Genomic DNA, 25799 nt, shown 5'->3' on the forward strand with positions numbered 1-25799 from the left:
CCTAGTCAGCGATACCGCCCGTACTCAGCCTTGGGGCGGAATGGATCGTAGGACGTCCCTGAAAACGCCAAACTGCAATTTGAATGCTTGCGGGCTGTAGTCTTGGTAGTAGCCTGCCGTCACCGCGACAACGAGTTTGCGCTCCGGGACGATGCGAATTGACTGGCCGCCGCGACCCAGTGCGCCAATCCAGGTAACCACACCGTCGTTGGTCCGGGCGCGGCCGAGCCACCAGAGATACCCATAGTATTGATCGTCCGTCGCCTTGATCTTTGATGTCGTCGAGGTCTCGATCCAATCTCTGGAGACGATTTGACGGTCGTTCCACCGCCCGCCCGCGAGGACAAGCTGGCCGATCTTTGCCATGTCGCGCGGTCGCAAGCGTAACCCTCCTCCGGCATCGGTATCGCCCTTGACCCGGCTCCACTCCACGTCGGTAATGCCCAGCGGTTCGAACAGCACTTCTCGGGCAAATTCGTCCAAGGGCCGTCCGGTCGCCTTGCGAACGATGACGGACGCGAGGGTCAGCGCCCCGGTGTTGTAAAAGAACTCCTGGCCTGGCGGCGAAGTCGAGGCCAAGCCGAGGACATAGCGAGACGGGTCCGCCGACCTGTGCATGCGCGATTCGTCGTTGTTCTCCCCGGTGGCTGGAGTCGCCTCCACCCACTCCAGACCCATCGTCATGGTGAGCACGTGCACCAGTTGAATGCGATCCTTCTCAGGCGAACGCAAGTCTGCGCACTCGGGGAAGAAGTTGAAGATCGGTTCGTTGACGCTGCGGATCAGTCCCCGATCGATAGCGATCCCGATTGCAAGCGACGCAACGCTTTTTGAAACCGACTTCATGTTGTGCAGGGTGTCGACATCAAAGACGACTTCTTTCACCCGACTGCCAAAAAACAGGCTGGGTACCTCGTCGGGACCGCTGAAGTACCGCTCGAACACCAGCTTGTCGCTGCGTGCTACCAGCACGGCATGTATGTTGGATGAGACCGCGAGTTGAGCAGCCATCCTGCACAGCGCTCCGCCGTCGATGAGCTTGTCGTCAATGTTGGCGGAGACCGCCCACCCATCGTCTCGCGCAGGTGGAGCACCGCAACCATCGGACGGGCCCGCGAACGCTGGCAACCCAGGGAGCGATGCAAGCGCAGTTCCGCCGAGAAGTGAAGCAAACTGGCGCCGCCTCATATTCCGTCCTTTCGTCCAGGTGAAGCCCGACGCTGGGAGTGTAGGACCGCCATTGGCTGAAAGCCGAGATCACTTTGACCACCGGTTGCTTGCGCCACCGTCCTTAGAGGCTGTTGGTCAGCCTTCTTGCCAGGATTCTGACCGACAAAGGAAGGTCCGGTCTTGGCCGCTTCTGCCCTCCGAGGCACGCGCATCAGCCTTTTGAGCCGAGCCCCTTTCGCACGGGCTGGCCCTCGATACCGAACGCCAGAACTGCGGGCCCGTCAGGTACGAATCCATTGCGGAGGTAGAACGTTCGAGCTGTGCGCGTGCTCTCCAGGCGCAATGCCTCGACCCCTGCCCGAGTCGGCGGTCCAAGACACCGCGTCGGGACCCACAGCCATCGCGATGGACGCGACAGCGCAGAGAGAGGCGAAAACGACAGCTTTGCGCATTTGACGTCCACTCGACTACAACATGAGCGCACGGCTTCGCTATCCACGACCGAACAATCCAGGCCGAGTGCTTGCCTTCGGAGGTGCCCGCGCGCATTAGCCTCTATCTTGACTTGTCCGGCGGTGCGCCTGGAGACCAGTACTACCGCACCGCAGGAACGCGCTTGACCAAGGCTTAGAGTGTAGCTATATTTAGCTCCAAATACGGAGCTATTTATGGAAGCCATTCTCGCCGACGTCGCCGTAAGCATGTCCGAGTTCAAAAAGAACCCGGCCGCAGTGCTAAGGGAGGCGAACAACCGTCCCGTTGCGGTACTCAACCACAATCGCGCCGCGTTCTACATGATCGAGCCTCGCCTCTTCGAGGCCATGATGGAGGAACTCGCCGACCAGGAGCTGTACCGCAAGGCCGTCAGCCGCTTGGCCGAGAAGTCGCGAGCCGTCGAGGTCGACATTGACGACCTCTAAAGGCAAGCCGAAGCACAAATACAAACTTCGCTTCATGCCGGAGGCCTTGGAGGAGTGGCGCAAGCTTGATGGCTCTGTTCAGGCGAACCTCAAGAAGCTGCTCGCCAAGCGACTCGACAACCCTCATGTGCCTGGAGGAGAGCTGCATGGACCGCTCGCGGGCTGCTACAAGATCAAGCTGCGGCAGCAAGGCGTGCGCCTGGTCTACTCGGTCGAGGACGACCACTTGCTGGTGACTGTTGTGGCCGTCGACAAGCGAGAGAACGGCGTGGTCTACCAGTCCGCGCTTGCACGCCTTTCTGTCGCGGCGGTTGCGCTTTCGAAAGCACTGCGCGAGAAGTTGAAGAAGTAGTCAGCAGGTTGGCGCGGTCTGCTCGGCACAAAGCAACTGCATGAACGCTGTGGCGCAGACAAGCTTCAACCTCGGGTAACGGAAGCGGTTCATGTGGCGTCCTTTTAGGATGAATCGTTGAACGTTCGCATGGCCTTGCTTTGCTTCTACATCGACGCTTCAAGCATCCGCCGATAGTCGTCCCGTGTGGCGAGCCGCGGGTTGGTCTTGTGGCAATGGTCGACCATCGCGCCGTCGATCACCTGCTCGAAGATGTCCGGCGTCACGCCGACTTCAGCCAGGCCCTTGGGCAGTCCCAGGCGCGCGCACATTTCACGGATCGCGTCGCCGAGGTCACCGGCCGAATCCAGATGCATGGCGTGCGCCATGCGCTGGAGGCGCTGATCCTTCTGAACCGATTCGGCGCCGGCATTGAAGTGGATCACCGCCGGCAGGAAGAGGGCGTTCAGCGTGCCGTGGTGCAGCCGGGGATCGATGCCGCCCAGGCTATGGCTCAGCGAATGCACGCAGCCCAGGCCCTTCTGGAAGGCCATGGCGCCCTGCATCGAAGCGCTCATCAGGTTGAGCCGTGCCTCGCGGTCGCTGCCGTCCTTGGTGGCGCGTTCGATGTAGCCCCAGGCCCGTTCGAGCCCGTCGAGCGCGATGCCGTCGGCCGGCGGATTGAAGGCGGCCGACATGAAGGTTTCCATGCAGTGCGCAATGGCGTCCATGCCGGTCGCGGCGGTCAGCCGGGGCGGCAAGCCGAATGTGAGTTCGGGATCGCAGATGGCGGCCTTGGGCATCAGGAACCAGTTGTGGAAGCCGAGCTTGCGGTGGTCGTCGACGATCACGATTGCGCCGCGCGCGACCTCGCTGCCGGTGCCGCTGGTGGTGGGCACGGCGATCAGCGGCGCGACGCGCTCGGTGATCTTCGTCGAGCCGCCCTCGATGGTGGCGTAGATCTTGAGCGGGCCTTCATGCGTGGCCGCGATTGCGACGCCCTTGGCGCAGTCGATGGCGGAGCCGCCGCCGACGGCGATCAACCCGTCGCAGTTCTGCGCGCGGTACTGGGCGGCGGCGGCGCGCACGGCGGCTTCGGTCGGGTTGGAAGGTGTCTGGTCGAACACGGCCGCCGGCATGTCGCCGAGCGCGTCGAGCGCCTTCTGCAGGATGCCGGCCGCGCGCACGCCTGCGTCGGTCACGACCAGTGGCCGCTGGATGCCGATGCGTTCGCATTCGCTGCGAAGCAACTGGATGGCGCCGAAATCGAACTGGATCTGGGTGAGGTATTGAATAAGGGCCATGGTGCTTTTGGGTTTGTGCGGACGGTACGATGCGAGCCCTCGAATCTAACAAGCACGAAGCACTTTGGACACTCAAGAAACCCCTGCGCCAGACGCGATCGGGACAGCCGGCGGGGACTGACGAAATGGTCGCGCTCACCCCCAAGATGGCCAGCGTGGTCGAACGCATGGCGCGCGCAGGGCGTCCGCCGCTGCACGCGCTGCCCCCCGCCGAGGCCAAGGCCGCCTACGAAAAAGGCGCCGGTGTGCTCGAAGTGCCCAAGCCGCAGCTTGCGCGCGTCGAGGATTTCACCTTGGCCGCTCGCGACGGCTACGCACTTCCGGCGCGCTTGTATGCGCCGTCGAACGCGGTGTTGCCGGTGCTGCTGTTCTTTCACGGCGGTGGTTTCACGGTCGGCAGCATCGCCACGCACGACATTTTGTGCCGCGTGCTGAGCGAGAAGAGCGGCTGCGCGGTGGTTTCGCTGGACTACCGGCTGGCCCCGGAGCACAAGTTCCCGACGGCGTCGAACGATGCGTGGGATGCGTTCGAACACCTCGCCGGGAACGCAGGGCAGTGGGGCCTTGACGGCACGCGCATCGCGGTCGGCGGCGACAGCGCCGGCGGCACGCTGGCGGCGGTGTGCGCCATCCTCGCGCGAGATGCGGGAATTCCACTCGCGCTGCAACTGCTTTTCTATCCAGGCACCGCCGCGCACCAGGACACGCCTTCGCACAAGAAATACGCCGAGGGCCCACTGCTCGGCGAGGCGCTGATCAGCTATTTCTTCAACCTGTATGTGAATTCGCCCACCGATCGCGACGACTGGCGTTTCGCGCCCCTCAACGCCGAAGACGTCGAAGGCGTCGCGCCGGCGTGGATCGGCTTGGCGGAATACGATCCGGTCGTGGACGAAGGCATCGCTTATGCCGACAAGCTGCGCGCCGCGGGTGTGCCCGTCGACCTTGAAATCTATCGCGGCGTGATCCACGAATTCGTCAAGATGGGCCGCGCCATCCCCGAAGCGCTGCAGGCGCATGCCGATGCAGCCCGCGCACTCAAAGAAGCCTTGCAACCATGACTGAACAGCTCAAGAAATCCGACTTTCGTTTCTTCCACCGCCTGCGCGTGCGCTGGGCCGAGGTGGACATGCAGAAGATCGTCTTCAACGCGCACTACCTGATGTATTTCGACACGGCCATCGCCGACTATTGGCGCGCGATGGCGTTGCCGTATGAAGAGGCGATGCAGTCCCTGGGCGGCGACCTCTATGTGCGCAAGGCGACGGTCGAGTTCAATGCCTCGGCGCGGGTGGATGACCTGCTCGACGTCGGCATGAAGTGCGTGCGCGTGGGCAATTCGTCGATCTTGTTCGTCGGCGGCCTGTTCCGCGGCGATGAACTGCTGGTGAGCTGCGACCTGGTCTACGTGTACGCCGACCCGGCCACGCAGACCTCCAAGCCCGTGCCGCCCCTGCTGCGCGAGATTCTCGCGGGCTACGAGGCGGGCGAGCCGATGCGCGACGTTGCCACCGGCAACTGGGATTCGCTCGGGGAGGGCGCCGGCAAGGTGCGGCGCGAAGTCTTCATCGAGGAGCAGCGCATTCCCAAGGAACTCGAATGGGACGAGCACGACGCAAACGCGGTGCATGCCGTCGCGCGCAATCGGCTCGGACAGACGATTGCGACGGGCCGGTTGGTGGCGGAGTCAGCCGGTATCGGGCGCATCGGACGCATGGCCGTGCACCGCACGCTGCGCGGTGGCGGCCACGGAGAGGCGGTGCTGCGTGCGCTCGAAGCCGTTGCGGCAGCGCGCGGCGACCGCGAGGTCACCCTGCATGCGCAGCGCAGCGCCGAGGCTTTCTATACGCGGCTCGGATACGCACCGCACGGCGAGCCCTTCGAGGAAGCGGGCATCGCCCACATCGAAATGCGCCGGAAGCTCTGACCTCGCCGGCATCTGCCGGCATCGGCCGGGATTACCCGATGGCACGCGGCACAGGCGCCGCTCAAGATGGCCGCTCCTCATTTTTCGGAGACACAGCGATGGCCAACTTTGTTCTCGTCCATGGCGCCTGGCACGGCGGTTGGTGCTACCGGGAAACGGCGGATGCGCTGCGCGCGGCCGGACACACGGTGTTCACGCCCACGCACACGGGCGTCGGCGAGCGCGCGCACCAGTCGGCGGAAAACATCACGCTCGAAACCCATATCCGAGACGTCTGCGGCTGCATCGAGTGGGAAGAACTGAGCGACGTGATCCTGGTCGGCCATTCGTATGGCGGCATGGTCATCACCGGCGTGGCCGACCGCATGAGCGACAAGATCCGCTCGCTCGTCTATCTCGACGCCTTCGTGCCCGAGCATGGCGATTCGCTGAACGGCCTGCTGAACAAGGCGCTGGCGCCTGAAGTGGCCGCGCAGTTTCTCGGAGCCTTCCGTGGCACCGCCTTGCAGGACCACAGCGGATTGATGCAGCCGATTCCCGCCGAGATGTTCAACATCGCCCCGGCCAACCGCGCGCGCGTCGACCGCCTCTGCCGGCCGCAGGCGCTCGCGACCTTCGAGATGCCGCTGCTGCTCACTGGCGCGCTCGACAAGATCAAGAACCGCCTGTACATCCTCGCGGACAACTGGGACCCGAGCCCGTTTCGCTATTTCGCTGCCAAGGTCGAGAAAGCGTCGGGTTGGCGGCTGGTCAAGATGCCGGTAAGCCACGACGTGATGGTCGACATGCCCAAGGAACTTGCGGCGGAACTGCTCAAACTGGCCTGAACGCCGTCGCTGCCGCTCAGTTCAGCAGAGCCGTCACGCCAGTGTTGATGGCGAGACCGCCGAAGATCAACCAGGCGAACAACACGGCTGCCAATGCCAGCGGCTTGATACCGGCCTTGCGGACCGCTGAAACGTGGGTGGAAAGGCCCAGACCCGCCATGGCCATCGCGAGCAGTACGCCATCGATGCTGGTGATTTGACTCACGACGGCAGGCGGCAGCACGGCGAGCGAATTCAATCCCGCCACGGCAACGAAGCCAAACGCGAACCAGGGGATGACGAGGCCGCCGCCTTGCTTGGCATCGCCGCGGTTCTCGGTGCGGTCCGACGCGTCGTCGCGTCGTGACGACCGGGACAACCACGCCGACAGGATGATCAGGAATGGCGCCAGCATCATGACGCGGACCATCTTCGCGATCACTGCCGTGTTCGCGGCTTCTTCGCCGACCGCGCGTCCGGCTGCGACCACCTGGGCCACCTCGTGGATGGTCGAACCCGCGAATACGCCGTAGGCGTCCTGCGACATCGGGATCAGGTGGTATTGCGCATTCAGGTGGTGCAGGACGGGGTAGAGAAACATGGCGAGCGTGCCGAACACCACCACCGTGGCGACGGCGACCATGACCTGCTCGGCGCGGGCGCGCACCACGGGTTCGGCAGCCATCACCGCGGCCGCGCCGCAGATCGAACTGCCGGTACCGATCAGCATCGCCGTCTTGCGATCGAGGCCAAATACCCGTGTGCCCAGAAAGCAGGCCAGCCCGAAGGTGCTGCAGATCACCAGCGCGTCGATCGCCACGCCTGCCCAGCCCACGTTGCCGATGTCCTGGAAGGTGAGGCGCAGGCCGTAAAGAATGATGCCCAGCCGCAGCAGCTTTGCCTTGGACAGCGTCACGCCCGCGTCGGCAACCGTGCTGATCCGCGAATACACGGTGTTGCCGACCACCATGCCCAACACGATCGCCAGGGTGAGCGCGCTGATGCCGTTGGATTGCAGCCAGCCCAGTTGCGCCAGATGGATCGATGCGAAGGCGATCGCGCCCGTCAATGCGAGGCCCGGCGCCATCCCGCGCCAGCGTGTCCAGGCGCCGGGGCGCTGCTGCATCACGGCATCTGCGGCGGTCGACTGGGAGGGGAGGGTGAGGTCGGCGACGGAGGACATGGGGTTCTGCAATGCGTTGATTGGATAGGTGCAGACGAACTTTGACGCCCCGCGCCTTATCTGACAAACGGATAGTTCAGCTATAAATAAGCGATAAAACAGGTATAGAGTTCAAAACCATGCGATTGACCTTGCGCCAACTCCTCATCTTCACGGCCATTGCCGACGCCGGCAGCACCACCGCTGCAGGGTCGCGTCTGGCGCTGTCGCAATCCGCGACCAGCGGAGCGCTGAACGAACTGGAAAACCTGCTTGGCGCGCAACTGTTCGATCGCGTCGGCAAGCGCCTTCTCCTGAACGACAACGGGCGATCCTTGTTGCCGCAGGCGAGGGCGCTGCTGGACAGCGCGCAGGACATCGAGGCCCAGTTCGGGCTCGGCAGCGCGGCGGCCGGCCAGGACGCGATGGCAACCCGGTTGCGAATCGGCGCCAGCACCACCATCGGTAACTACCTCTTGCCGCAATTGGTGGCCAGCTATCTGAGGACATGGCCTGCCGCGGGCGTCGATGTGCAGATCGGCAATACGCGCGACGTGGCGGGATCCGTGGCCCGACTGGAGGTGGACCTGGGACTGATCGAAGGCCCCTGCCGCGAAGCGGAGCTTCGCGCGGTGCCGTGGCGGGAAGACGATCTGGTGATCGTGTGTGCGCCGACGCACCCCCTGGCGCAAAACGGGGCGCAACGGGTGCCGCTCAAGGCCCTGCGGCAGACGCGATGGCTGCTTCGCGAACCCGGCTCAGGCACTCGCGAAGCAACGGAGCAGGCGTTGCTGTCGCATCTGCATCACCTCGACGGCGAAATGCTCCCGGGCAGCACGGAGGCCATCAAGCAAGCAGCGGCAGAGGGGCTGGGTCTTGCCTGCCTGTCGCTTTGCGCAGTGCAAGACCTTTTGACCCTGGGCAGGCTGGTGGTCCTGGAAACCACGCTGCCGCGCCTCACGCGTCGGCTATACCTGATCCATCATCGCCGGAAGCGGTTCTCGGCCAACCTGCAGCGCTTTGTCACGCACTGTGAGGCTCAGAACGCGTGACGGATGCCCAGGTCGTAGCCTCGTGACGTCCTGGCCTGGAAGGTGCCGCCCGAGACGAACGGCACGCTGCCAACAGCCAGGTCGTAGCCGTTCTTGTTGTTGAGCTGAGCGATGGTGGCGTAGAGCGCGGTGCGCTTGGACAGGTTGTAGACATAGCCGAGCGCCCACTTGCTGGCGGTCGGATCGCCGGTGAGCTGCGCGATCACTCGGTTCGGATCGATCTTCACTTGCGAGTAGGAGGCCCGGATCAGCCCGGCGCCGATGGGCACCGTCGCGCCGAGCAGGTAGCCTGTGGCGCGCGGCGAAGCGTTGATGGCGCCGATGGGGACGATGCCGTCGTTGTCCGTATTCAGCTTGGCTTTCGAGAATTCCCCGAACAGCTTCACGGGGCCGAAGTCGTACGAGGCGCCGAGGTTGGCGGAGTCGAGCGTCGTTGTCAGTCCGGCAAAGTAGTCGTCGGCAATCGTGGCCTCGCCGTATGAGACAGCCACGTCCAACGGACCGTTGGCGTAGCCGACGCGACCGCCCCAGTATGCGCCCGCACGCGAATTGTTCGGGACCTTCGGCGGCGTGAAGACGCCAGGGTCGTACTTGACCTGCTCGTTGAAGGCATACATGGCCTGGCCGTAGAAGCCACCGAGGTTGGGTGGCAGGAAATAGCCGACAGAATTGCTGGCGCGGATGTAGGTGCTGTTGGCCCGGAAGCCGCTGACCGACGCCCCGGTGCTGCTGAAGCCGTTGGCCGTGGCAATGACATTGGTGCCCACGCCGTTGGCGCTGAACGGGTCGAACACGAGGTCGTTCCAGAAGGTCGGCGTGTAGTCGCGGCCGAGGCGCAACTCGCCGGCGACGCCCGACAGGCTCACCGTCGAGCGGCGATTGAAGAAGCCGTTCGCACTCGGGCCTGAGTTCGCCACATTGCCGCCGGTCGTTCCATCGTCCGGAAAGAGCGCGGATTCGAGCCAGAAGCTGGCAGCCAGACCGCCACCAAGGTCTTCCGTTCCGCGGAACCCAAGGCGGCTCTGGTTGTAGCCATTGCTTGCCAGCACCTGGCGACTCGTCCGGGCGCTGACGCCCAACGGGGTCTCCGACGTGTTTTGGTAGCCGCTGACCGATTCATCCAGCACGCCGAACAAAGTGACGGATGACTGCGCGGAAGCGACTCCGAGAACTGCCAGGGCAGCCAGACCAACCAGGGACTTTTTCATTTTTGGGTTTTTCATGGTTTTGAGAATTCGCACTAGAGTGAACTGACCAGATGTCCGCCATCGACGGCAAGCACGGCACCCGTCATGTAGCGTGATGCGTCGGAAGCGAGCAGGAGCAGCGGCCCGTCCAGCTCATCGAGCTGCCCGAGGCGCCTCGAAGGAACGCGCTTGATCAATGCCTGGCCGGCGTCGCCTTGCCAGAAGTCATGGTTGAGTTCCGTGTCGAAATAGCCCGGCGCCAACGCGTTGACGCGGATGCCTTCGCGCGCCAGTTCAAGCGCCATCGACTTGGTGAGCTGGATCAGCGCCGCCTTGGACACGGCGTACGCAGACACGTGGCCGGCCTGCCGCAAGCCGAGGATCGAAGCGACGTTGATGATCGAGCCGCGTGTCTCCAGCGCCTTCATGCGCCGCGCCGCAGCCTGGGCGACCATCGCCGCGCCGCGCAGGTTGGTGTCGAGCACGCGGTCCCAGTCCTCGTCGCTTTGTTCGAGGAAGGAGCGCGTCAGCGTCACGCCCGCGTTGTTCACCAGCACGTCGAGCCGGGGCAGGGCCTGGATGCACGCGCGCACCTGCTCGGGCTGGCTGACATCGAGTTCGAGCGCCTGCGCGCGGGCGCCGCCTTCCTTCAGTTCGGCGACGATGGCCTCGAGCGCAGCGACTCGCCGGGCGGCCAGCAGCACGTTCGCGCCCGAACGCGCCAGCAGGCGCGCAAAGTGGGCACCGAGTCCGCTCGACGCGCCCGTGACGAGGGCGGTGACGCCCGTCAGATCTGCCTTCAACATGCTCAGTGCTCCTTCATGCGGCGCTTGATGCTCTTGGCCAGCGACCAGCGGTGAACCTCCGACGGGCCGTCGTAGATGCGGAAGGCGCGGATCTCGCGGAACGCCTGCTCGACCACCGTGTCGCGCGTGACGCCCAGGCCGCCGAGCACCTGCACGCAGCGGTCGGCGATCCGGTACAGCGCCTCAGACACGGCGACCTTGGCCATGCTGCTTTCCTGCGTTCCCTTGGCGCCGGTATCGAGCACCGCGGCGCACCAGTCGATCATCAGCTCGGCCTGCTTCAGGTCGATCTCGTTGTCTGCCAGCATGAATCCGACGCCTTCGTGATCGATCAGCGGCTTGCCGAAGGCATGGCGGCGACAGGCGTAGTCGGTGGCGATGTCATGCGCCCGGCGTGCCGTACCCCACCAGCGCATGCAGTGCGTCAGGCGTGCCGGCGCGAGGCGAACTTGCGCGTAGTCGAAGCCTCGGCCTTCTTCGCCGAGGATCTGGTCCGCCGGCACGCGCACGCGGTCGAGCGCGATGACGGCATGCCCGCCGGGCATCGAGTTGTCGATGGTGTCCAGAATGCGCTCGATCTTGATGCCGGGGCTGTCCATGTCGACGAGGAACATCGTCGCGCGTTCCTCGGTGCGGGCCATCACGATGCCGAAGCCGGCACCGACAGCGCCCGTGATCAACCACTTCCGGCCGCTGATCAGCCAGTCGCTGCCATCGCGCACGGCCTCGGTCTTGAGCATCGACGGGTCGGAGCCGGCGCCGCCATCGGGCTCGGTCATGAAGAAGGCCGAGCGCACGTGACCGGCTGCCAGCGGGCGCAGGAAGCGCTCCTTCTGTGCCGTCGTGGCGACCCGCTCCAACAGGTGCATGTTGCCTTCGTCGGGCGCCATGATGTTGAGCGCGACCGGACCCAGCGGCGAATAGCCGGCGGCACGGAAGACCGCCGCGGTCTGGAGGTGCGTGAGCCCATGGCCACCGTATTCCGCAGGCAGATGCGGCGCCATCAAGCCGGCCTCGCGGGCCTGCGTGCGCAGCTCTTGAACGAGATCCTCGGACGGCCCGTGCCCGTGGTTGCGCGGGTCTTTCTCGTAGGGGATCACGGTTTCGCGCACGAAACGCAGGACGCGCTCCGGCAACTCCGCGGCGGCCGCGGAAGGCAGGTGTGGAGACATGGTGTGTTTTTCTGTTGAAATTCAGCCGGCTTCGCGCATCGCGATTTCGGCTTGTTGCCAAGCCAGCTTGGCCAGCGGCTCGACGTTCTTCGCCATTTCGACGGCCTGCGCCGACGATGCGGTCCCGCGCAGCAGGCGCCCCTTGATGCCATGCAGGATGGCGGCGAGGCGGAACATGTTGAACGCGATGTAGAAGGCGTAGTTGGGGATGCCGTCACGCCCGGTGCGTCTCACGTAGGCGGCAACGTAGTCGGCTTCCGAGGGCAGGCCGAGCGGCTCGAGGTCTTCGCCAAGCAAGCCATTCATGATCGATGGCGGCAGCCGGTACATCATCGCGTGGTAGGCGAAGTCGGCAAGCGGATGGCCCAGCGTCGAGAGCTCCCAGTCCAGCACCGCCAGGACGCGCGGCTCCGTCGGGTGGAAGATCATGTTGTCGCAGCGGAAGTCGCCGTGCGAGATCGTCGTCTCGTCGCCCGCGGGAACGTGTTGCGGCAGCCATTCGACCAACCGGTCCATGTTCGGATCGCGGCCTGCGAGCGCGTCGTCCCGATACTGGCCGGACCAGCGTGCGATCTGCCGTTCGAAGTAGCCGCCGGTGCGGCCGTAGTCGCCCAGGCCGATGGCCGACGGATCGATGCCGTGCAAGCGGGCGATCGTTGCGTTCATCGCGTCGAAACAGGCCGCGCGCTCGGGCGCGGCCACCTCTGGCAGGCGCGGGTTCCAGAACACGCGCCCTTCGATGCGGTCCATCACGTAGAACTCGGTCCCGATCACGCTGCGATCCACGCACAAGGCGTGTACCCGTGGCACCGGGAACTCCGCTTCGTGCAAGGCTGCGAGCACGCGGTACTCGCGGTCGATCGCATGGGCGCCCTTGAGCAAGTCGCCCGGCGGCTTGCGCCTGAGGACGTAGCTGCGGCGGTCTGTGTCGACACGGTAGGTCGGATTCGATTGGCCGCCCTTGAATTGACTGACCCGCAACTCGCCGGCCCGGTCGTCGACATTCGCGTGCAGCCAGTGCGCCAGGCGCTGCTCGTCGAAGCGAAAGGCTTCGCGCACGGGCTCGACGTCCTGCGCCAGCGCGCAATCGTCGCGCTTCATTGCGGCACTTCGCCTTCCATGGTGATGCGGTTGAGCACTCGCTCGGCTTCGCCGTAGTCGTGGACGGCGTAGTGCATGGTGCAGCGGTTGTCCCACATCACGACATCGCCTTGCTGCCACATGTGCCGATAGATGTTGTCCGGGCTCGTCGAGTGCTCATACAGGAAGTCCAGCAGGGGGCGGCTTTCCTCGTCGGTCATGCCCTCGATGAGCTGCGCCGTCTCGCGGTGGCCGACGTACAGTGCCTTGCGGCCGGTTTCCGGATGGGTGCGCACCAGCGGATGCACGGCGGTCGGCAGGCTGGCCGCATCGGCGCCCATCATGCGGCCCAGGCGCAACCCGACGAACTTCACGCGCAGGCCTTCGAGCATGCGCTTCATCGTGGGCGACAGCCGTTCATAGGCCTGGTACTGGTTGCACCACATGGTGTCGCCGCCGTTGGGCACTGTCACGGCCGACAGGATCGAGATCTTGGGCGGGACCGGTGTGTAGCACGAGTCGTAGTGCCACGCCTCGGTCGATGCTGTCGCCTTGGGGATCTTGGTGACTTGCACGATCTCGGGATGGCCTTCGAGGTGCTTCAGCAGCGGGTTGGTATTCAACGGCTTGCCCCAGCGCCGGCCGAATTCGACCTGGGCCGCGGGCTTCAGTTGCTGGCCGCGGTAGATCAGCACGCAATGCGTGAGGAAGGCGTCGTGCAGCGCGGCGAACGTCTCGTTGTCGATGGAGCTGTTCAGGTCGATGCCTTCGACGCTGGCGCCGATGGAACCGGTCAACGGTGTCACTTTGAGTTTCGTCATCTTTGTCTCCGGGCTAATGGGTCAATCAATCAATGGTCAGAACGATCTTTCCGAAGTGCTGGGCTTGCATCATGTAGGCGTGTGCTGCATGGATGTCGTCCAGCGCAAAACTGCGGTCAATGGCCCAGCGGATGCGGCCGTCGTTCAGGAACGGAAGCATGTCGCGCGCGCAGGCCTGAATGCACTGCAGCCGCTCCTGCTCGGAGCGTGTGCGGAAGGTGACGCCAATCAGCTTCAGGCGCTTGAGCCAAAGTTGTTCCAGGTCGATCTGCGCGGTGCGCCCGCCCAGCCGGGCAATATTCACGTAGCGTCCGCCCACCGCCATGCTTTGCACGTTGGCCTCGAACACCGGCGCGCCGACCAGGTCGATCACGACATCGACGCCGCGCTTCTCGGTCGCGGACATCACCTTCTCGAGCTGTGACTCTTTCGAGGAATCAATACCCACCTCGACGCCGAACTCCGCCAGTCGCGCGAGTTTTTCCGCCGAGCGAGACATCGCCATCACAGGATGAGCCTTCCAAAGCGATGCGATCTGCAGCGCCGCCCAGGCCACGCCGCCCGACGCGCCGTTGACAAGGATCGACTCGCCCGGGCGCAACTGTCCGTTAGTGATCACCGCGTCGTGCGCAGTGATGAACGCGTTGGGAAACGACGCCGCCTCGATCCATGAAACTGTCGAAGGCACCGGCATGATGGCCAGCGGATCCGCAAGGACGTACTGCGCCTGGCACTCGCGCCCATGCCCCATGACACGGTCGCCCTCGCGCCAGGCAGCGACTTCGCTCCCGACTTCGGCGACTTCGCCCGCGAACTCCACGCCGACCGTCATGGGGTCGCCGGTGCGCTTGTCCTTGGCCTGCGTGATTTCGCCGCGGTTGAGCCCGGATGCGCGTACGCGCACGAGCACCTGGCCGGGCCCGACCTTGGGCCTGGCGATCTCCTGAACTTCAATGCGCCCGCCGTCGGGATGCGGAATGACTCTGACTGCCTTCATGTATTTCTCCGTGTTTGGGTAGGTTGCCGGCGTCACGAGGCACGAGCGCTGGCGCGTATGAGTTCGAGCAGCGAGAGCGCGCGTTGCGCGGCATTCTTCCCGCCCGAAACGGCGCCTCGCACATAGGCGGGGCGCAGGTCTTCGATGGCGCTGAGGGAAGCGACGCCCTCCGGGTCGGCCACGCTCAGCCGACGCAACTCGTTCACGACGAGAAGGTAGGTGTGCATGACGTCCTGCGCGGGCTGTGTCGCGCCGAGCCGATGCAGATGGGCATTGAGCCAGTGCGAGCCGGCGAGCATCGACCCCTCGATGATGATTTCGTAGTCGTCAGGCCCGCACTTGCGCAAGGAGTTCTCGATGCGCTGTGCCGCTGCTTCGTGTTCCTGGGGCTTCATGGCTTACTCCAAAGGGCAGCGGTGGTTGAGGATGGCCATGCATTCGCCGTAGGCCCGCTCGCAGGCATCGACGATCTCTTGCGTCGGCTTGCAGCCCTCGCGCACACAGGGATCGCGGTGCTCTTCGATGCGCTCCATCGCGTGCATCATTTGATGGACGTCCTCGGGCACCGGGGCCTCGATGACCGGGCGCCCGACGTGCAGCACATCGCCCAGCGCGGCGAACTTCGACACCAGGCGGCCGTCGGGCTGCGGCACCAGGTAGACACCCGGTTGCATCGCATAGGCCTCCACGGGCTCGGTCACTCCAGAGTGGTGAAGGGCGGCATTGACCGCATGCGTGCCCGACATCATGGTTGCCCAGAACCACAGCTCGAAATCCTCCAGCGGGTCGAGCCGTGCTCGCAACTGGTTCAGCTTGTTGACCTTGTTCAGATGACCTGGGATCTGCATGACTTTGCTTTCAGACGATGGAGGCGACTGTAGTTAGCCGATTCGGTCATGTCAACAAGTCCTATATAGGACAAGTACCTACGCTTGCTCTCTATTTACTTGTTGCGGTACGAAGAAGCAGTGCCTATAGTTGCGATGTCCTCTATAGGAGTCAAACATGCCAAGAAGCATCATCCTTCACCCTTCCGACAACGTAGCCACCTTGATCGATCCCGCCAGAGAAGGCGAGACCTGCTCGCTGCAAGGCGAGATTTCCGGTCAGGTCATCGCGCGGCAAGACGTCGCGTTCGGTCACAAGATCTGCATCTCGCCGATCCCCTTGGGCGCCAACGTGCTCAAGTACGGGCAAGTCATCGGTCGCGCCACGCGGGCCATTGCCCCCGGAGAGCACGCCCACGTACATAACTTCGATTCGGCTCGCGCTCGCGGCGATCTGGAAGAGCGCTAGGAATTCCGACCATGACCAAATCATTTCTCGGCTTTCGGCGCGAACACGGCCCCGCAGGCGTGCGCAACTGGATCGCCGTCATCTCGGTGATGGACAACTGCAATCCGGCGACGCGCGCAATCTCGCAAGCAGTGGGCGGGACCCTTCCCGTGACCACGCTGTTCGTGCGTGGCCAGTTCGGCGCCGACCTCGAGTTCGCGCTCGATTCGCTGGCAGGACTGGGTCGCAACCCCAACATCGCAGGCGTTCTCCTGGTGGGCCTCGAAGAATCGTCCACTGAAGAAGTGGCGCGCCGCATCCGTCCCACAGGCAAGCCGGTGGAAGTCGTTCACCTGCAGCCGAACGGCACGATCGAGTGCGTGGCGCAGGGAACGCGGCATGCGGCACGCATGGTGCTGCAGGCTTCGCAGATGAGGCGCCAACCCTGTCCGATGTCGGACCTGGTCATGGGCGTCGAGTGCGGGGGGTCGGACACCACGTCCGGCCTGAGCTGCAACCCGACGATCGGGCGCGTGGCCGATCGGCTGATCGATGCCGGCGGCACGGTCATCATCTCGGAGACGTCCGAGTTCATCGGCGCCGAGCATCTCTTCGCAGCGCGCGCAGTGGACGACACCGTCAAGCAGGCCTTCCTGAATGCCGTACAGGGCATGGAAGCCATGGCGGTACAGCGCGGCGTCAACATGCGTGACTCGCAGCCCGCGCCCGACAACAAGCGCGGCGGGCTCACGACCGTCGAGGAAAAGGCGCTGGGCGCGTTGGCCAAGGCCGGCAAGAGCCCGCTCGTGGGCGTGCTGGGCTACGGCCAGGCGCCAGCGCGCAAGGGACTGCACTTCATGGACGCTCCCTCGGGCGCGGTCGAGAACCTGACGGGCTTCGCCGTCAGCGGCTGCCAGCTGATCTGCTTCGGCACCGGCGTCGGCAACCCGATCGGCAACATGGTGGCGCCGACGATCAAGATCTGCGGCAACGTCAACACCGTGAATTCGATGCGCGACAACATCGACTTCGATGTCAGCGCGATCTTCGAGTCCTCGGCCAAGATCGCGGACCTGGGCGACCGGCTCTACGACTACGTGGCCGAAGTCGGATCAGGCACCCGCATCACGAGCGAGATCCTGAATATTCGCGAAACGGCTGTCAGCCGCTTCGAACGCAGCCTGTGAGTGCACCATGACCAAGCTTGAACGCGTCTCCGACGCCATCATCGAAGCCATCGAATCGGGTGCATTGCGCGAGGGCGATCGCCTGCCGTCCGAGGAAGAATTCGCCGCCCAGCACAGCGTCAGCGTGGGCACCATGCAGAAGGCACTGGCGCGGCTGGCGAATGCCGGCCTCATTCGGCGCGAGCATGGGCGCGGGACCTTCATCTCCGGTCACAAGGTGGCCCCGGCCGACGTGCGGCACCTGCGCTTTCTCGACGGGCAAGGGCTTCCGCTCACGTCGTATGTGCACGCCCTTGGCGTCAAGCGCTTGAAGCGCAAGGGCCCCTGGTCGGACTTCCTGGAGGGGGAGGCTTTTGTGCGCGTCGATCGCACGATCAATGTCGGCGGAAAGTTCGACCTCAGCAGCGAATTCTGGTTGCGCGAGGAAGATTTCGAAAAGCTCGGTGGCGTGGAGCGCCAGGAACTGGAAACCAATCTGCGCGAACTCCTGCTGCAACGACTCGCTTTGCCCACGCTGCGGGTCGATCAATGGATCCGCTTTGCGCCGCCCACCGCCGCCGCGGTCCGCTCGCTCGATCTGGACCCGGAAAAGCCGAGCTTCCTGATGGAACTGCGCGGCTACACGCTCAGCGACAAGCCGCTGTACTACCAGAGCGTCTGCGGGGGACCTTTCTCCGAGCGGCTGGTGATTGTTCGCTAGGTCCCTCACGTCGATTTCCTTCCATGACGAATCATTCCATCGAGTCCTTGACGGACTGGACCGCCCAGATCCTGACGTCGTGCCAGGTTCCGGCCGAAGATGCGCTGCAGGCGGCCCAACTGCTGGTGCGCAGCGAACTGCGCGGCTACGCGACCCACGGCATGACGCGCCTGCCGTCCTATGTCGAGCGCCTGCTGGCCAAGGATTTCAACCCGCACGCGCAGTTGCGCCACCGCGAGTTCCCCGGTGGCGTCGTGCTTGATGCCGACGGGGCAATGGGCCAGATCGCCGGCGCTCGCGCGGTCCGGCTCGGGTTGCAGGCACTCGAGCAATCCGCCAGCGTTCTGGTGGCTGTTCAGTCCTGTGGGCACATGGGCGCGCTCGGTGTCTACGCGCTGCAGGCGGCTGAAGCCGGCGCGATGTGCCTGGTCGGGCAACGTACCCCGCCGCTGCTCGCCATGGAAGGCTTCAAAGGAGCGGCGATCGGGCATAACCCGATCGCGTTCGGTTGCCCCGCGCAGGGCGAGTCGCCCATCGTCTTCGACATCGCCTGCAGCGTGGCGGCGCGTGGGCACGTATTGCTCGCCGCGCGTGAAGGGCGCGACATTCCTGCCGGCTGGGCTCTCGATCCCGAAGGACGCCCGACCACCGACGCCAAGGCGGCATTGGCCGGCTCGCTGCTGCCCATGGGCGGACACAAGGGCATCGGCATCGCGATGATGGTCGAGTGCCTGGCCGGCGCACTGGCGGCCACCGCCGAGTCCTTCGCGCCGGAGTGGCAGGATGTGCCGGCTTCCGGCGCCATGGGCCGGCAAAGCGCGTTCGTCTGGATGGTCAAGCCACAGGCCTTTGCGCCGCAGCCCCTGCTGGCCGACTACATGCACCAATGGATCGACCACTACCGGGATTGCGGCGGCGAGCACGCGCGCCTGCCGGGACAGCGCGGCGCCGAACAGGAACAGCGCGCGCAACGGAAGGGCATCGAACTGCCCGAGAGCCTGACGCGCGAGTTGACTGCGCTCGGCGCACGCCGGCAACTGGCTTTTCCCGCCTGACCGTCCCATTCACACAAGACATGACCAGCGAGACAACCCCATGAACGCACCGGTTTCCAAACTGCAACGCGAGGCCCTCGAGAAGGTGACTCTCGACGACCGCTACGCCCTCACCACCGGTCGTGCGTTCATGAGCGGCGTGCAGGCCCTCGTGCGGCTGCCAATGATGCAACGGGCGCGCGATGCGAACGCCGGCCACAACACCGCCGCGTTCATTTCCGGCTATCGCGGATCGCCGCTCGGCACCTATGACCAGGCGCTGTGGCAGGCGAAAAAGCATCTGGCCGACAACCATGTGGTCTTCAAGCCGGGCGTCAACGAGGAGCTCGGCGTCACCGCTGTGTGGGGATCGCAGCAACTGGAGTTCGATGCGGCCAGCAAGAAGTACGACGGTGTCTTCGGCATCTGGTACGGCAAGGGACCGGGCGTGGATCGCAGCGGCGACGCGCTCAAGCACGCCAACCTGGCCGGCACCGCGCCCCTGGGCGGCGTGATCGCACTGGCCGGCGACGACCACGTGTCCAAGAGCAGCACGCTCGCGCATCAAAGTGACCACACGTTCATGGCCTGCGGACTGCCGGTGTTCTTTCCCTCCAACGTGCAGGACATTCTCGACCTTGGCGTGCATGCCTTCGCCATGAGCCGCTTCAGCGGACTGTGGGCCGGCATGAAGACGGTGCAGGAGGTGGTGGAATCGGGCGCGTCGGTGCTGACAGATGCAGACCGCGTACGCATCGTCCTGCCCGAAGACTTCACCCCTCCCGAGAGCGGCATTCACATCCGGTGGCCCGATGACCCGCTGGGGGCCGAGGCCCGAATGATGGAGTTCAAGTGGCCGGCCGCGCTGGCCTATGTGCGGGCGAATCGCCTGAACCACAACGTCGTGGCGAGTCAGAACGACCGGCTGGGCATCATCGCCAGCGGCAAGGCCTATAGCGACACGCGACAGGCGCTGCTCGACCTCGGGCTGGATGACGCGGCATGCCGCGCGCTCGGCATCCGCGTGCATAAAGTCAACGTGGTGTGGCCACTGGAGCCGACCAGCGTCCGCGAGTTTGCCCACGGCCTGCGCGAAGTCCTCGTGGTCGAAGAGAAGCGGCCCATCATCGAGCAGCAACTCAAGGATGAGCTGTACCACTGCCCGCCGCAGCATCGCCCTGCCGTATTCGGCAAATACGACCACACGGAAGGGGCGGGTGGCGAATGGAGCCACAGCAGGCCCGCCGAAAGCTGGCTGCTGCGCGCCAAGGCCGACCTGTCGCCCGCGCTGGTGGCGAAGGCCATCGCCCACCGTCTCAAGTTCCTTGGCGTGCCGGCCGATGTGGCGGCGCGCATGGACGTTCGCCTGATGGAGATCGAGGCGAAGCAGCGGGCCACTGCGCAGGGCGACAGCCGCGGCACCGACCGCCTGCCATGGTTCTGCCCCGGTTGCCCGCACAACACCAGCACGCGCGTACCGGAAGGCTCCATCGCGATGGCCGGCATCGGCTGTCACGGCATGGTGACGTGGATGGACCGCTCGACGACCTCCTGGACGCAAATGGGCGGCGAGGGCGTGCCCTGGATGGGCCAGGCGCCATTCAGCAAGCGCAAGCACATGTTCGCCAATCTGGGCGACGGCACGTACAACCACTCGGGGCTGCTCGCAGTGCGCCAGTCGATCAACGCTGGCGTCAACCTGACCTACAAGATCCTGTTCAACAGCGCCGTCGCGATGACCGGCGGTCAACCGGTGGACGGCGGCCAGCTCGACGTGCCGGCCATGTCGCGCGAACTGGCGTCCGAAGGCGCCCGCCAGATCGTCGTGGTGACCGACGAGCCCGCCAAGTACGAGGGCGTCACCAACCTGGCACCGGGCGTGACCATTCGGCATCGCGACGAGCTCGACACCGTGCAGCGCGAACTGCGCGAGGCGGACGGCGTCACCGTGATCATCTATGACCAGGCATGCGCCACCAAGAAACGCCGCGAGCGCAAGCGCGGCACGATGGTCGATCCGGCCAAGCGCGTGGTGATCAACGAACTCGTGTGCGAAGGCTGCGGCGACTGCTCCGTGCAGAGCAACTGCCTGGCCGTGCAGCCGGTGGAGACCGAATTCGGTCGCAAGCGCAAGGTCAACCAGGACACCTGCAACAAGGACTTCTCCTGCGTCAAAGGGTTTTGCCCGAGCTTCGTGACGGTGGAAGGCGGCCAACTGAAGAAGCCGGTTTCTGCCGCCAAGGGAAAGGCTTCCATCCCGGACGCGATCCCCATGCCGAACCTGCCGGACGCCGCCACGCCTCGCCGCATTGTCGTGGCGGGCATCGGCGGCACGGGCATCGTGACCATCGGCGGCGTGCTCGGCATGGCCGCGCACCTGGAAGGGAAGGGCGTGATCACCCAGGATGCCACCGGCATGGCACAGATGGGTGGCGCGACCTGGAGTCATATCCAGATTGCCGCGAGCCCGGATGCGCTGCATGCCAGCCGGGTCGACCTCGCCATGGCGGACCTGGTGATCGCTTGCGACATGGTGGTGGCCGCCAGCAAGACCACGCTCGCCACGATGTCGGCCGAACGTACCTACGTCGTCCTGAATAGCCATCTCACGCCAACCGCGGCCTTCGTCAAGAACCCGGACTGGGACGCACAGCCCGACCAGGCCGTCGCGAGGATCGCCCAGGCTGTCGGGCATGGCGAGTTGGCCACCCTTGACGCCGAGCAGGTCGCCACGCAATTGCTGGGGCAGTCGATCTACGCGAACCTGCTGCTGCTCGGCTTCGCCTGGCAAAAGGGCAGGGTGCCGTTGTCCCATGCAGCGCTGATGCGCGCCATCGAACTCAACGGCGTGCAGGTGGAGAACAACAAGGCCGCCTTCGAGTGGGGACGCCAGTGTGCGCATGACATGTCGAAGGTGCCCTTGCGTGCTGCCAATGCCCAGGTGATCCAGTTCACGCGCAAGCCGTCGGTGGGTGAACTCATCGGCAAGCACGCGGAATTCCTCACCGGCTACCAGAACCGCGCCTACGCCGACCGGTACGAGACCTTCATCGCCGGTGTGCGCAAGAGCGAATCAGTCGTCGGCAACACGCGCTTCACCGAGGCCGTCGCCCGTTCGCTGTTCAAGCTGATGGCCTACAAGGACGAGTACGAGGTGGCGCGCCTGCACACAGGCGCGGCGTTCCGCAAGCAGATCGAATCCATGTTCGAAGGCAAGGTCCGCCTGGTGCATCACCTGGCCCCGCCGATGTTCGCCAGGAAGAACCGCGACGGCGAACCGGTCAAGGGCGAGTACGGCCCGTGGATGCGCAGTGCATTTGGCTTGCTGGCACGGCTGAAGGGCCTGCGCGGCACGGCTTTCGACCCCTTCGGCTACACCGAGGAACGCACGCAAGAGCGGACGCTCATCCTTGAATACCGCCGCTGCGTCGAGGAACTGCTGCCAAGGCTGTCGGCGCAGAACCTGGACCTGGCGCTGGAAATTGCGAGGGTGCCGGAAGAAATCCGCGGCTACGGCCACGTCAAGGCGCGCAACGCCGCCGCTGCGAACACCAAGTGGGGGCACTTGATGGCCCAGTGGCGCGACCAGGAATCGCAGCCGCAAAGCAGGAAGTCGAAGGTGGCGGCCTGAACCGAGTCGTGTAGCACGCCATTCGAATCCTTCGCTGGCCGGAACGACGGCCATGTGACTGAACCATCCCCCACAGACCCACAGTGCGGCGAACGCCAGACCGCACAAGGAGACAAGCAATGTCCATCGATTCCTCCGCCGTGGTGGCACCGCCCCACGCAACGGTCCCGGCCAAGGCCCCGACCAAGCCGATGTCCAAGGCGTCGGCAATCACCGCCATCACCATTGGCGGCGCTCTGGAGTTGTATGACTCCGGCGTGTACAACTTCTTTGCCATGATGATCATCCCGCTGTATTTCCCGGTGGGAAATCCGCTCGGCCAGTTGTTGCTGACCTTTGGAACCTTCGGTGCCGGCTACCTCATGCGGCCGCTGGGGGGCCTCGTGATCGGCGCCTACGCCGATCGCCGCGGCCGCAAGCCGGCGGTGCTGCTGTCCATGTGGCTGATGGCCTTCAGCGCGCTGATTCTTGTCGTGACACCGCCGTATGCGCAGCTCGGCGTCCTCGCCCCGATCCTGATGATCGTCGCGCGCCTGGTCCAGGGCTTTGCGATTGGCGGAGAAATGGGCTCGGCGAGCGCCATGTTGCTGGAATACGCAGACGAACGTTCCCGCGGGTTCTACACCAGCTGGCAGACGGCCAGCCAGGGAATTGCCGCGGTGTTCGCCGCACTCGTGGCGCTCTTTCTCAGCCATTCGCTGTCTCCAGCGGCGCTCGAGTCCTGGGGCTGGCGCGTGGCATTCCTGATCGGCATCCTCGTGATCCCTGTCGGACAGGTGATCCGAAAGCGCCTGGAAGAAACGCTTCCTCCCGCGCCGCGCAAGAAGGCGGCTTCAGGCGGATGGCAACTGATGCGCCAGCACCGCCGCGAATTGGCCGCAAGCGTGCTGCTGATGACCGGCCTGGCCGCTGCCATTCACCTGATTGCCTACTACCTCCCCAACTACGCAACGTTCCAGCTGCACATCCCTCGCGACGAAGCGGTGTGGGCAGGCTTTGTGGCAGCGGCCATGATGGTGGTCTTCGGCCCCATCGCCGGACGGATGACCGACAAGGTAGGTCGCCGCAAGATGGTGTGGTGGACGCGGCTTGCGCTGCTGGCGATGGCGTATCCGGCCTTCGTCATGCTCAATGCCTTCCCGTCGCTGCCCTGCCTGCTGGTGGTAGTGGGTTGCCTGGCCATTCCCATGGCGATGACGTCGCCGCCCACGCTCGTGCTCGTGAGCGAGGTGCTGCCGCAGCGCCTGCGGGCCACGGGCATGGCCGTGACGTACTACGTGGCCGTTGCCGTGTTCGGCGGCTTCGCCCAGTTGTTTTCGACGGCGCTGATCCATGTGACCGACAGCCCCAATGCACCGGCGTTCTATCTCGTCGGCTGCGGCCTGATCTCCCTGCTTGGCCTGGCGGCCGTGCCTGAGACGCTCGGCCGGAAGCTGCAGTAATTCTTGGACGCCTACGGGCGTTCCGTTGGAACAATCCAGGAGACAACCATGTTCATCACCCGTGCCCTACGCCTGTCCCTGATGGGTCTGGCTCTTTGCGCGACACAGGTCCACGCCCAGGATGCGGCCCCTTATCCCAACCGGCCACTGAAGCTGGTGGTGCCCCTCACACCAGGGACGACGACCGACCTGGTCGCCCGGGAATTCGCCGACCGAATGGCCAGGAAGCTCGGGCAACCGGTCGTGGTGGACAACAAGCCCGGTGCGGGCGGGATCATTGCGGCGCAGGCGGTGGCCAAGTCGGCTCCCGACGGCTACACCATCCTGCTGATCAATTCTCAGCATGCGATCAATCCCGCCGCATACGACGCGATGCCCTACGACACGTTGCGGGACTTCACGGGCATTGCCCTCATCGGGGACGCACCCGCGGTCATCGCAGTGCCGAGCGCTCTCGGCGTGCGCAACCTCGGGGAGTTCATCGCCCTGGCCAAGAAGCGCCCGGGCGAGATCAACTACGGCTCGTCGGGAATCGGCAGTCAGACCCATCTGGCCGGCGCCTATTTCGCAACCCAGGCCGGGGTGGCGATGACGCATGTCCCCTATCGGTCTTCGTCGGAAGTGACGGCCGACCTGATCACCAATCGGATCCAGTCGGTGTTCACGCCTCCCGCATTCGTGCTCGGGCAGATTCGCGAAGGCAAGCTTCAGGCCTTGGCCGTTACCGGGCCCGAGCGACTGAGCCTGCTTCGCGATGTACCCACCACGACCGAAGCCGGCCTGCCGGCGTATCAGTTCGCCACCTGGTTCGGCTTCGTGGCCCCCAGCAAGGTGCCGCCACAGATCGTGAGCCAGCTTGCGCGCACGATGAAGGCCGTCCTCGACGATCCAACCCTCAGGCAAAAGTTTGCCGATCAAGGCATCACCCCGAGGTTTCTCATGCTTCAGGAGTTCGACGCGTACATCAAGTCCGAGATGGACCGCCTGGGCCCGATCGTGAAAGCGTCCGGCGTCCAGGAGAAGGTCAAGGACAAGGACAAGCGTTGACATGCAGCCGGCGAGGGACACAAACACTTGGCCATGGCGTTTGTCCACGGCACCACTGAAAGGAACGATGACATGCTGATAGGCGTGCCGGCCGAAACTGCGCCAGGCGAGACAAGAGTGGCCGTGACTGCGGAGACGGCGAAGAAGCTGGTTGCGCAGGGCCACACCGTGCGAGTGCAATCGGGCGCGGGCATTGCGGCCAGCCTCACCGATGGCGCCTACGAGGCCGCTGGTGCGCAGATCACCGATGCCGCGGGGGCCTTCGGCTGCGAGATCGTGCTGAAGGTGCGCAGTCCTGACGATCGCGAGACGGCGCTGATGAAACCGGGCACGGTCCTCGTGGGCATGCTCAATCCCTTCGATGCCGACGGCCTGCAGCGCCTGGCCGCAGCCGGCCTGACCGCCTTCGCGCTGGAGGCTGCTCCGCGCACCACCCGCGCCCAGAGCATGGACGTGCTCTCCTCCCAGGCCAACATCGCCGGCTACAAGGCCGTCATGATGGCCGCAGACAAGTACCAGCGCTTCTTCCCGATGCTGATGACCGCCGCCGGCACCGTGAAGGCGGCGCGCGTCGTGATCCTGGGCGTCGGCGTCGCGGGATTGCAGGCGATTGCCACCGCCAAGCGCCTGGGCGCCGTCATCGAGGCTTCCGATGTACGTCCCAGCGTCAAGGAACAGATCGAGTCCCTGGGCGGCAAGTTCATCGACGTGCCCTACGAGACCGCCGAGGAGAAGGAAGCCGCCGAAG

General features: G+C 64.9%; 25 protein-coding genes. 14 read left to right on the forward strand and 11 right to left on the reverse strand.

Annotated features, from left to right (window positions below; genetic code table 11):
- Nucleotides 1-24 precede the first annotated feature (24 nt).
- The gene (locus AC1DHL_RS10160; RefSeq protein WP_478102798.1) at nucleotides 25-1011 is read right to left on the reverse strand and encodes a serine hydrolase domain-containing protein; all 987 of its coding nucleotides are present in this window, start codon (nucleotides 1009-1011) and stop codon (nucleotides 25-27) included.
- A gap of 827 nt (nucleotides 1012-1838) precedes the next feature.
- On the opposite strand from AC1DHL_RS10160, the gene AC1DHL_RS10165 reads away from it, so the two are divergent.
- Both AC1DHL_RS10165 and AC1DHL_RS10170 read left to right on the forward strand, forming a co-directional pair.
- Entirely contained in the window at nucleotides 1839-2090 is a 252-nt protein-coding gene (locus AC1DHL_RS10165; protein ID WP_478105859.1) for a type II toxin-antitoxin system Phd/YefM family antitoxin, read from the forward strand.
- Nucleotides 2077-2442: a type II toxin-antitoxin system RelE family toxin gene (locus AC1DHL_RS10170; protein WP_478161920.1), complete on the forward strand. Its 366-nt coding sequence runs from the start codon at nucleotides 2077-2079 to the stop codon at nucleotides 2440-2442. The genes AC1DHL_RS10165 and AC1DHL_RS10170 overlap by 14 nt, the downstream gene beginning before the upstream one ends.
- A 146-nt stretch (nucleotides 2443-2588) precedes the next feature.
- Here AC1DHL_RS10170 and AC1DHL_RS10175 read toward each other — a convergent pair whose 3' ends face one another.
- Nucleotides 2589-3725, reverse strand: coding sequence for an iron-containing alcohol dehydrogenase (locus AC1DHL_RS10175; RefSeq protein ID WP_478161921.1), 1137 nt, complete (start codon nucleotides 3723-3725; stop codon nucleotides 2589-2591).
- A 125-nt stretch (nucleotides 3726-3850) separates the two neighbouring features.
- Here AC1DHL_RS10175 and AC1DHL_RS10180 point away from each other — a divergent pair, with 125 nt between their 5' ends.
- The 3 genes from AC1DHL_RS10180 to AC1DHL_RS10190 all read left to right on the forward strand — a co-directional run bounded on the left by AC1DHL_RS10180 (nucleotide 3851) and on the right by AC1DHL_RS10190 (nucleotide 6479).
- On the forward strand, nucleotides 3851-4786 hold the full coding sequence (locus tag AC1DHL_RS10180) for an alpha/beta hydrolase (RefSeq protein WP_478161922.1): 936 nt from the start codon (nucleotides 3851-3853) through the stop codon (nucleotides 4784-4786).
- Nucleotides 4783-5652: a YbgC/FadM family acyl-CoA thioesterase gene (locus tag AC1DHL_RS10185; RefSeq protein WP_478161923.1), complete on the forward strand. Its 870-nt coding sequence runs from the start codon at nucleotides 4783-4785 to the stop codon at nucleotides 5650-5652. The genes AC1DHL_RS10180 and AC1DHL_RS10185 overlap by 4 nt, the downstream gene beginning before the upstream one ends.
- A gap of 98 nt (nucleotides 5653-5750) precedes the next feature.
- Entirely contained in the window at nucleotides 5751-6479 is a 729-nt protein-coding gene (locus AC1DHL_RS10190) for an alpha/beta fold hydrolase (RefSeq protein ID WP_478105864.1), read from the forward strand.
- A 16-nt stretch (nucleotides 6480-6495) separates the two neighbouring features.
- Here the strand turns inward: AC1DHL_RS10190 and AC1DHL_RS10195 are convergent, their stop codons facing one another.
- A complete protein-coding gene (locus tag AC1DHL_RS10195; RefSeq protein ID WP_478161939.1) occupies nucleotides 6496-7584 on the reverse strand; it encodes a YeiH family protein in 1089 nt (362 codons plus the stop codon).
- Nucleotides 7585-7760: 176 nt separating this feature from the next.
- On the opposite strand from AC1DHL_RS10195, the gene AC1DHL_RS10200 reads away from it, so the two are divergent.
- Entirely contained in the window at nucleotides 7761-8672 is a 912-nt protein-coding gene (locus tag AC1DHL_RS10200; RefSeq protein ID WP_478105865.1) for a LysR family transcriptional regulator, read from the forward strand.
- On the opposite strand, the gene AC1DHL_RS10205 is transcribed toward AC1DHL_RS10200, so the two are convergent.
- From AC1DHL_RS10205 to AC1DHL_RS10240, 8 genes are read right to left on the reverse strand one after another with little or no spacing between them, the layout of a single operon-like run.
- Nucleotides 8660-9880 (reverse strand): porin, encoded by a 1221-nt coding sequence (locus AC1DHL_RS10205; protein WP_478161924.1) that lies wholly within the window; start codon nucleotides 9878-9880, stop codon nucleotides 8660-8662. The genes AC1DHL_RS10200 and AC1DHL_RS10205 overlap by 13 nt on opposite strands.
- A 32-nt stretch (nucleotides 9881-9912) precedes the next feature.
- Nucleotides 9913-10665: an SDR family NAD(P)-dependent oxidoreductase gene (locus AC1DHL_RS10210; RefSeq protein ID WP_478105867.1), complete on the reverse strand. Its 753-nt coding sequence runs from the start codon at nucleotides 10663-10665 to the stop codon at nucleotides 9913-9915.
- A gap of 2 nt (nucleotides 10666-10667) precedes the next feature.
- Nucleotides 10668-11837, reverse strand: coding sequence for an acyl-CoA dehydrogenase family protein (locus AC1DHL_RS10215; RefSeq protein ID WP_478161925.1), 1170 nt, complete (start codon nucleotides 11835-11837; stop codon nucleotides 10668-10670).
- A gap of 21 nt (nucleotides 11838-11858) precedes the next feature.
- A complete protein-coding gene (locus tag AC1DHL_RS10220; protein ID WP_478161926.1) occupies nucleotides 11859-12938 on the reverse strand; it encodes a phosphotransferase in 1080 nt (359 codons plus the stop codon).
- The gene (locus AC1DHL_RS10225; RefSeq protein WP_478105870.1) at nucleotides 12935-13738 is read right to left on the reverse strand and encodes a TauD/TfdA dioxygenase family protein; all 804 of its coding nucleotides are present in this window, start codon (nucleotides 13736-13738) and stop codon (nucleotides 12935-12937) included. The genes AC1DHL_RS10220 and AC1DHL_RS10225 overlap by 4 nt, the downstream gene beginning before the upstream one ends.
- A 25-nt stretch (nucleotides 13739-13763) precedes the next feature.
- Complete coding sequence (locus AC1DHL_RS10230) at nucleotides 13764-14735, reverse strand: quinone oxidoreductase family protein (protein ID WP_478161927.1); 972 nt, start codon at nucleotides 14733-14735, stop codon at nucleotides 13764-13766.
- 32 nt (nucleotides 14736-14767) lie between these two features.
- Nucleotides 14768-15130 (reverse strand): hypothetical protein, encoded by a 363-nt coding sequence (locus AC1DHL_RS10235; protein ID WP_478161928.1) that lies wholly within the window; start codon nucleotides 15128-15130, stop codon nucleotides 14768-14770.
- A gap of 3 nt (nucleotides 15131-15133) precedes the next feature.
- Nucleotides 15134-15583, reverse strand: a complete 450-nt coding sequence (locus AC1DHL_RS10240; RefSeq protein WP_478161929.1) for a hypothetical protein — start codon at nucleotides 15581-15583, stop codon at nucleotides 15134-15136.
- A 157-nt stretch (nucleotides 15584-15740) separates the two neighbouring features.
- Here AC1DHL_RS10240 and AC1DHL_RS10245 point away from each other — a divergent pair, with 157 nt between their 5' ends.
- The 8 genes from AC1DHL_RS10245 to AC1DHL_RS10280 all read left to right on the forward strand — a co-directional run.
- Nucleotides 15741-16031, forward strand: coding sequence for a UxaA family hydrolase (locus AC1DHL_RS10245; protein WP_478105874.1), 291 nt, complete (start codon nucleotides 15741-15743; stop codon nucleotides 16029-16031).
- An 11-nt stretch (nucleotides 16032-16042) separates the two neighbouring features.
- Complete coding sequence (locus AC1DHL_RS10250; RefSeq protein ID WP_478105875.1) at nucleotides 16043-17197, forward strand: UxaA family hydrolase; 1155 nt, start codon at nucleotides 16043-16045, stop codon at nucleotides 17195-17197.
- A 7-nt stretch (nucleotides 17198-17204) separates the two neighbouring features.
- Complete coding sequence (locus tag AC1DHL_RS10255) at nucleotides 17205-17897, forward strand: GntR family transcriptional regulator (RefSeq protein ID WP_478161930.1); 693 nt, start codon at nucleotides 17205-17207, stop codon at nucleotides 17895-17897.
- A gap of 23 nt (nucleotides 17898-17920) precedes the next feature.
- Entirely contained in the window at nucleotides 17921-18952 is a 1032-nt protein-coding gene (locus tag AC1DHL_RS10260; RefSeq protein ID WP_478105877.1) for an Ldh family oxidoreductase, read from the forward strand.
- Nucleotides 18953-18992: 40 nt separating this feature from the next.
- Nucleotides 18993-22562, forward strand: coding sequence for an indolepyruvate ferredoxin oxidoreductase family protein (locus AC1DHL_RS10265; RefSeq protein WP_478161931.1), 3570 nt, complete (start codon nucleotides 18993-18995; stop codon nucleotides 22560-22562).
- A gap of 119 nt (nucleotides 22563-22681) precedes the next feature.
- Nucleotides 22682-24004, forward strand: a complete 1323-nt coding sequence (locus tag AC1DHL_RS10270) for an MFS transporter (protein ID WP_478105879.1) — start codon at nucleotides 22682-22684, stop codon at nucleotides 24002-24004.
- A gap of 48 nt (nucleotides 24005-24052) precedes the next feature.
- A complete protein-coding gene (locus tag AC1DHL_RS10275) occupies nucleotides 24053-25051 on the forward strand; it encodes a tripartite tricarboxylate transporter substrate binding protein (RefSeq protein ID WP_478105880.1) in 999 nt (332 codons plus the stop codon).
- Between the two features lie 72 nt (nucleotides 25052-25123).
- The coding region (locus AC1DHL_RS10280) for a Rossmann-fold NAD(P)-binding domain-containing protein (RefSeq protein WP_478161932.1) at nucleotides 25124-25799 on the forward strand (676 nt) is incomplete at its 3' end.

The organism is Variovorax sp. 10L426 (assembly GCF_056395305.1).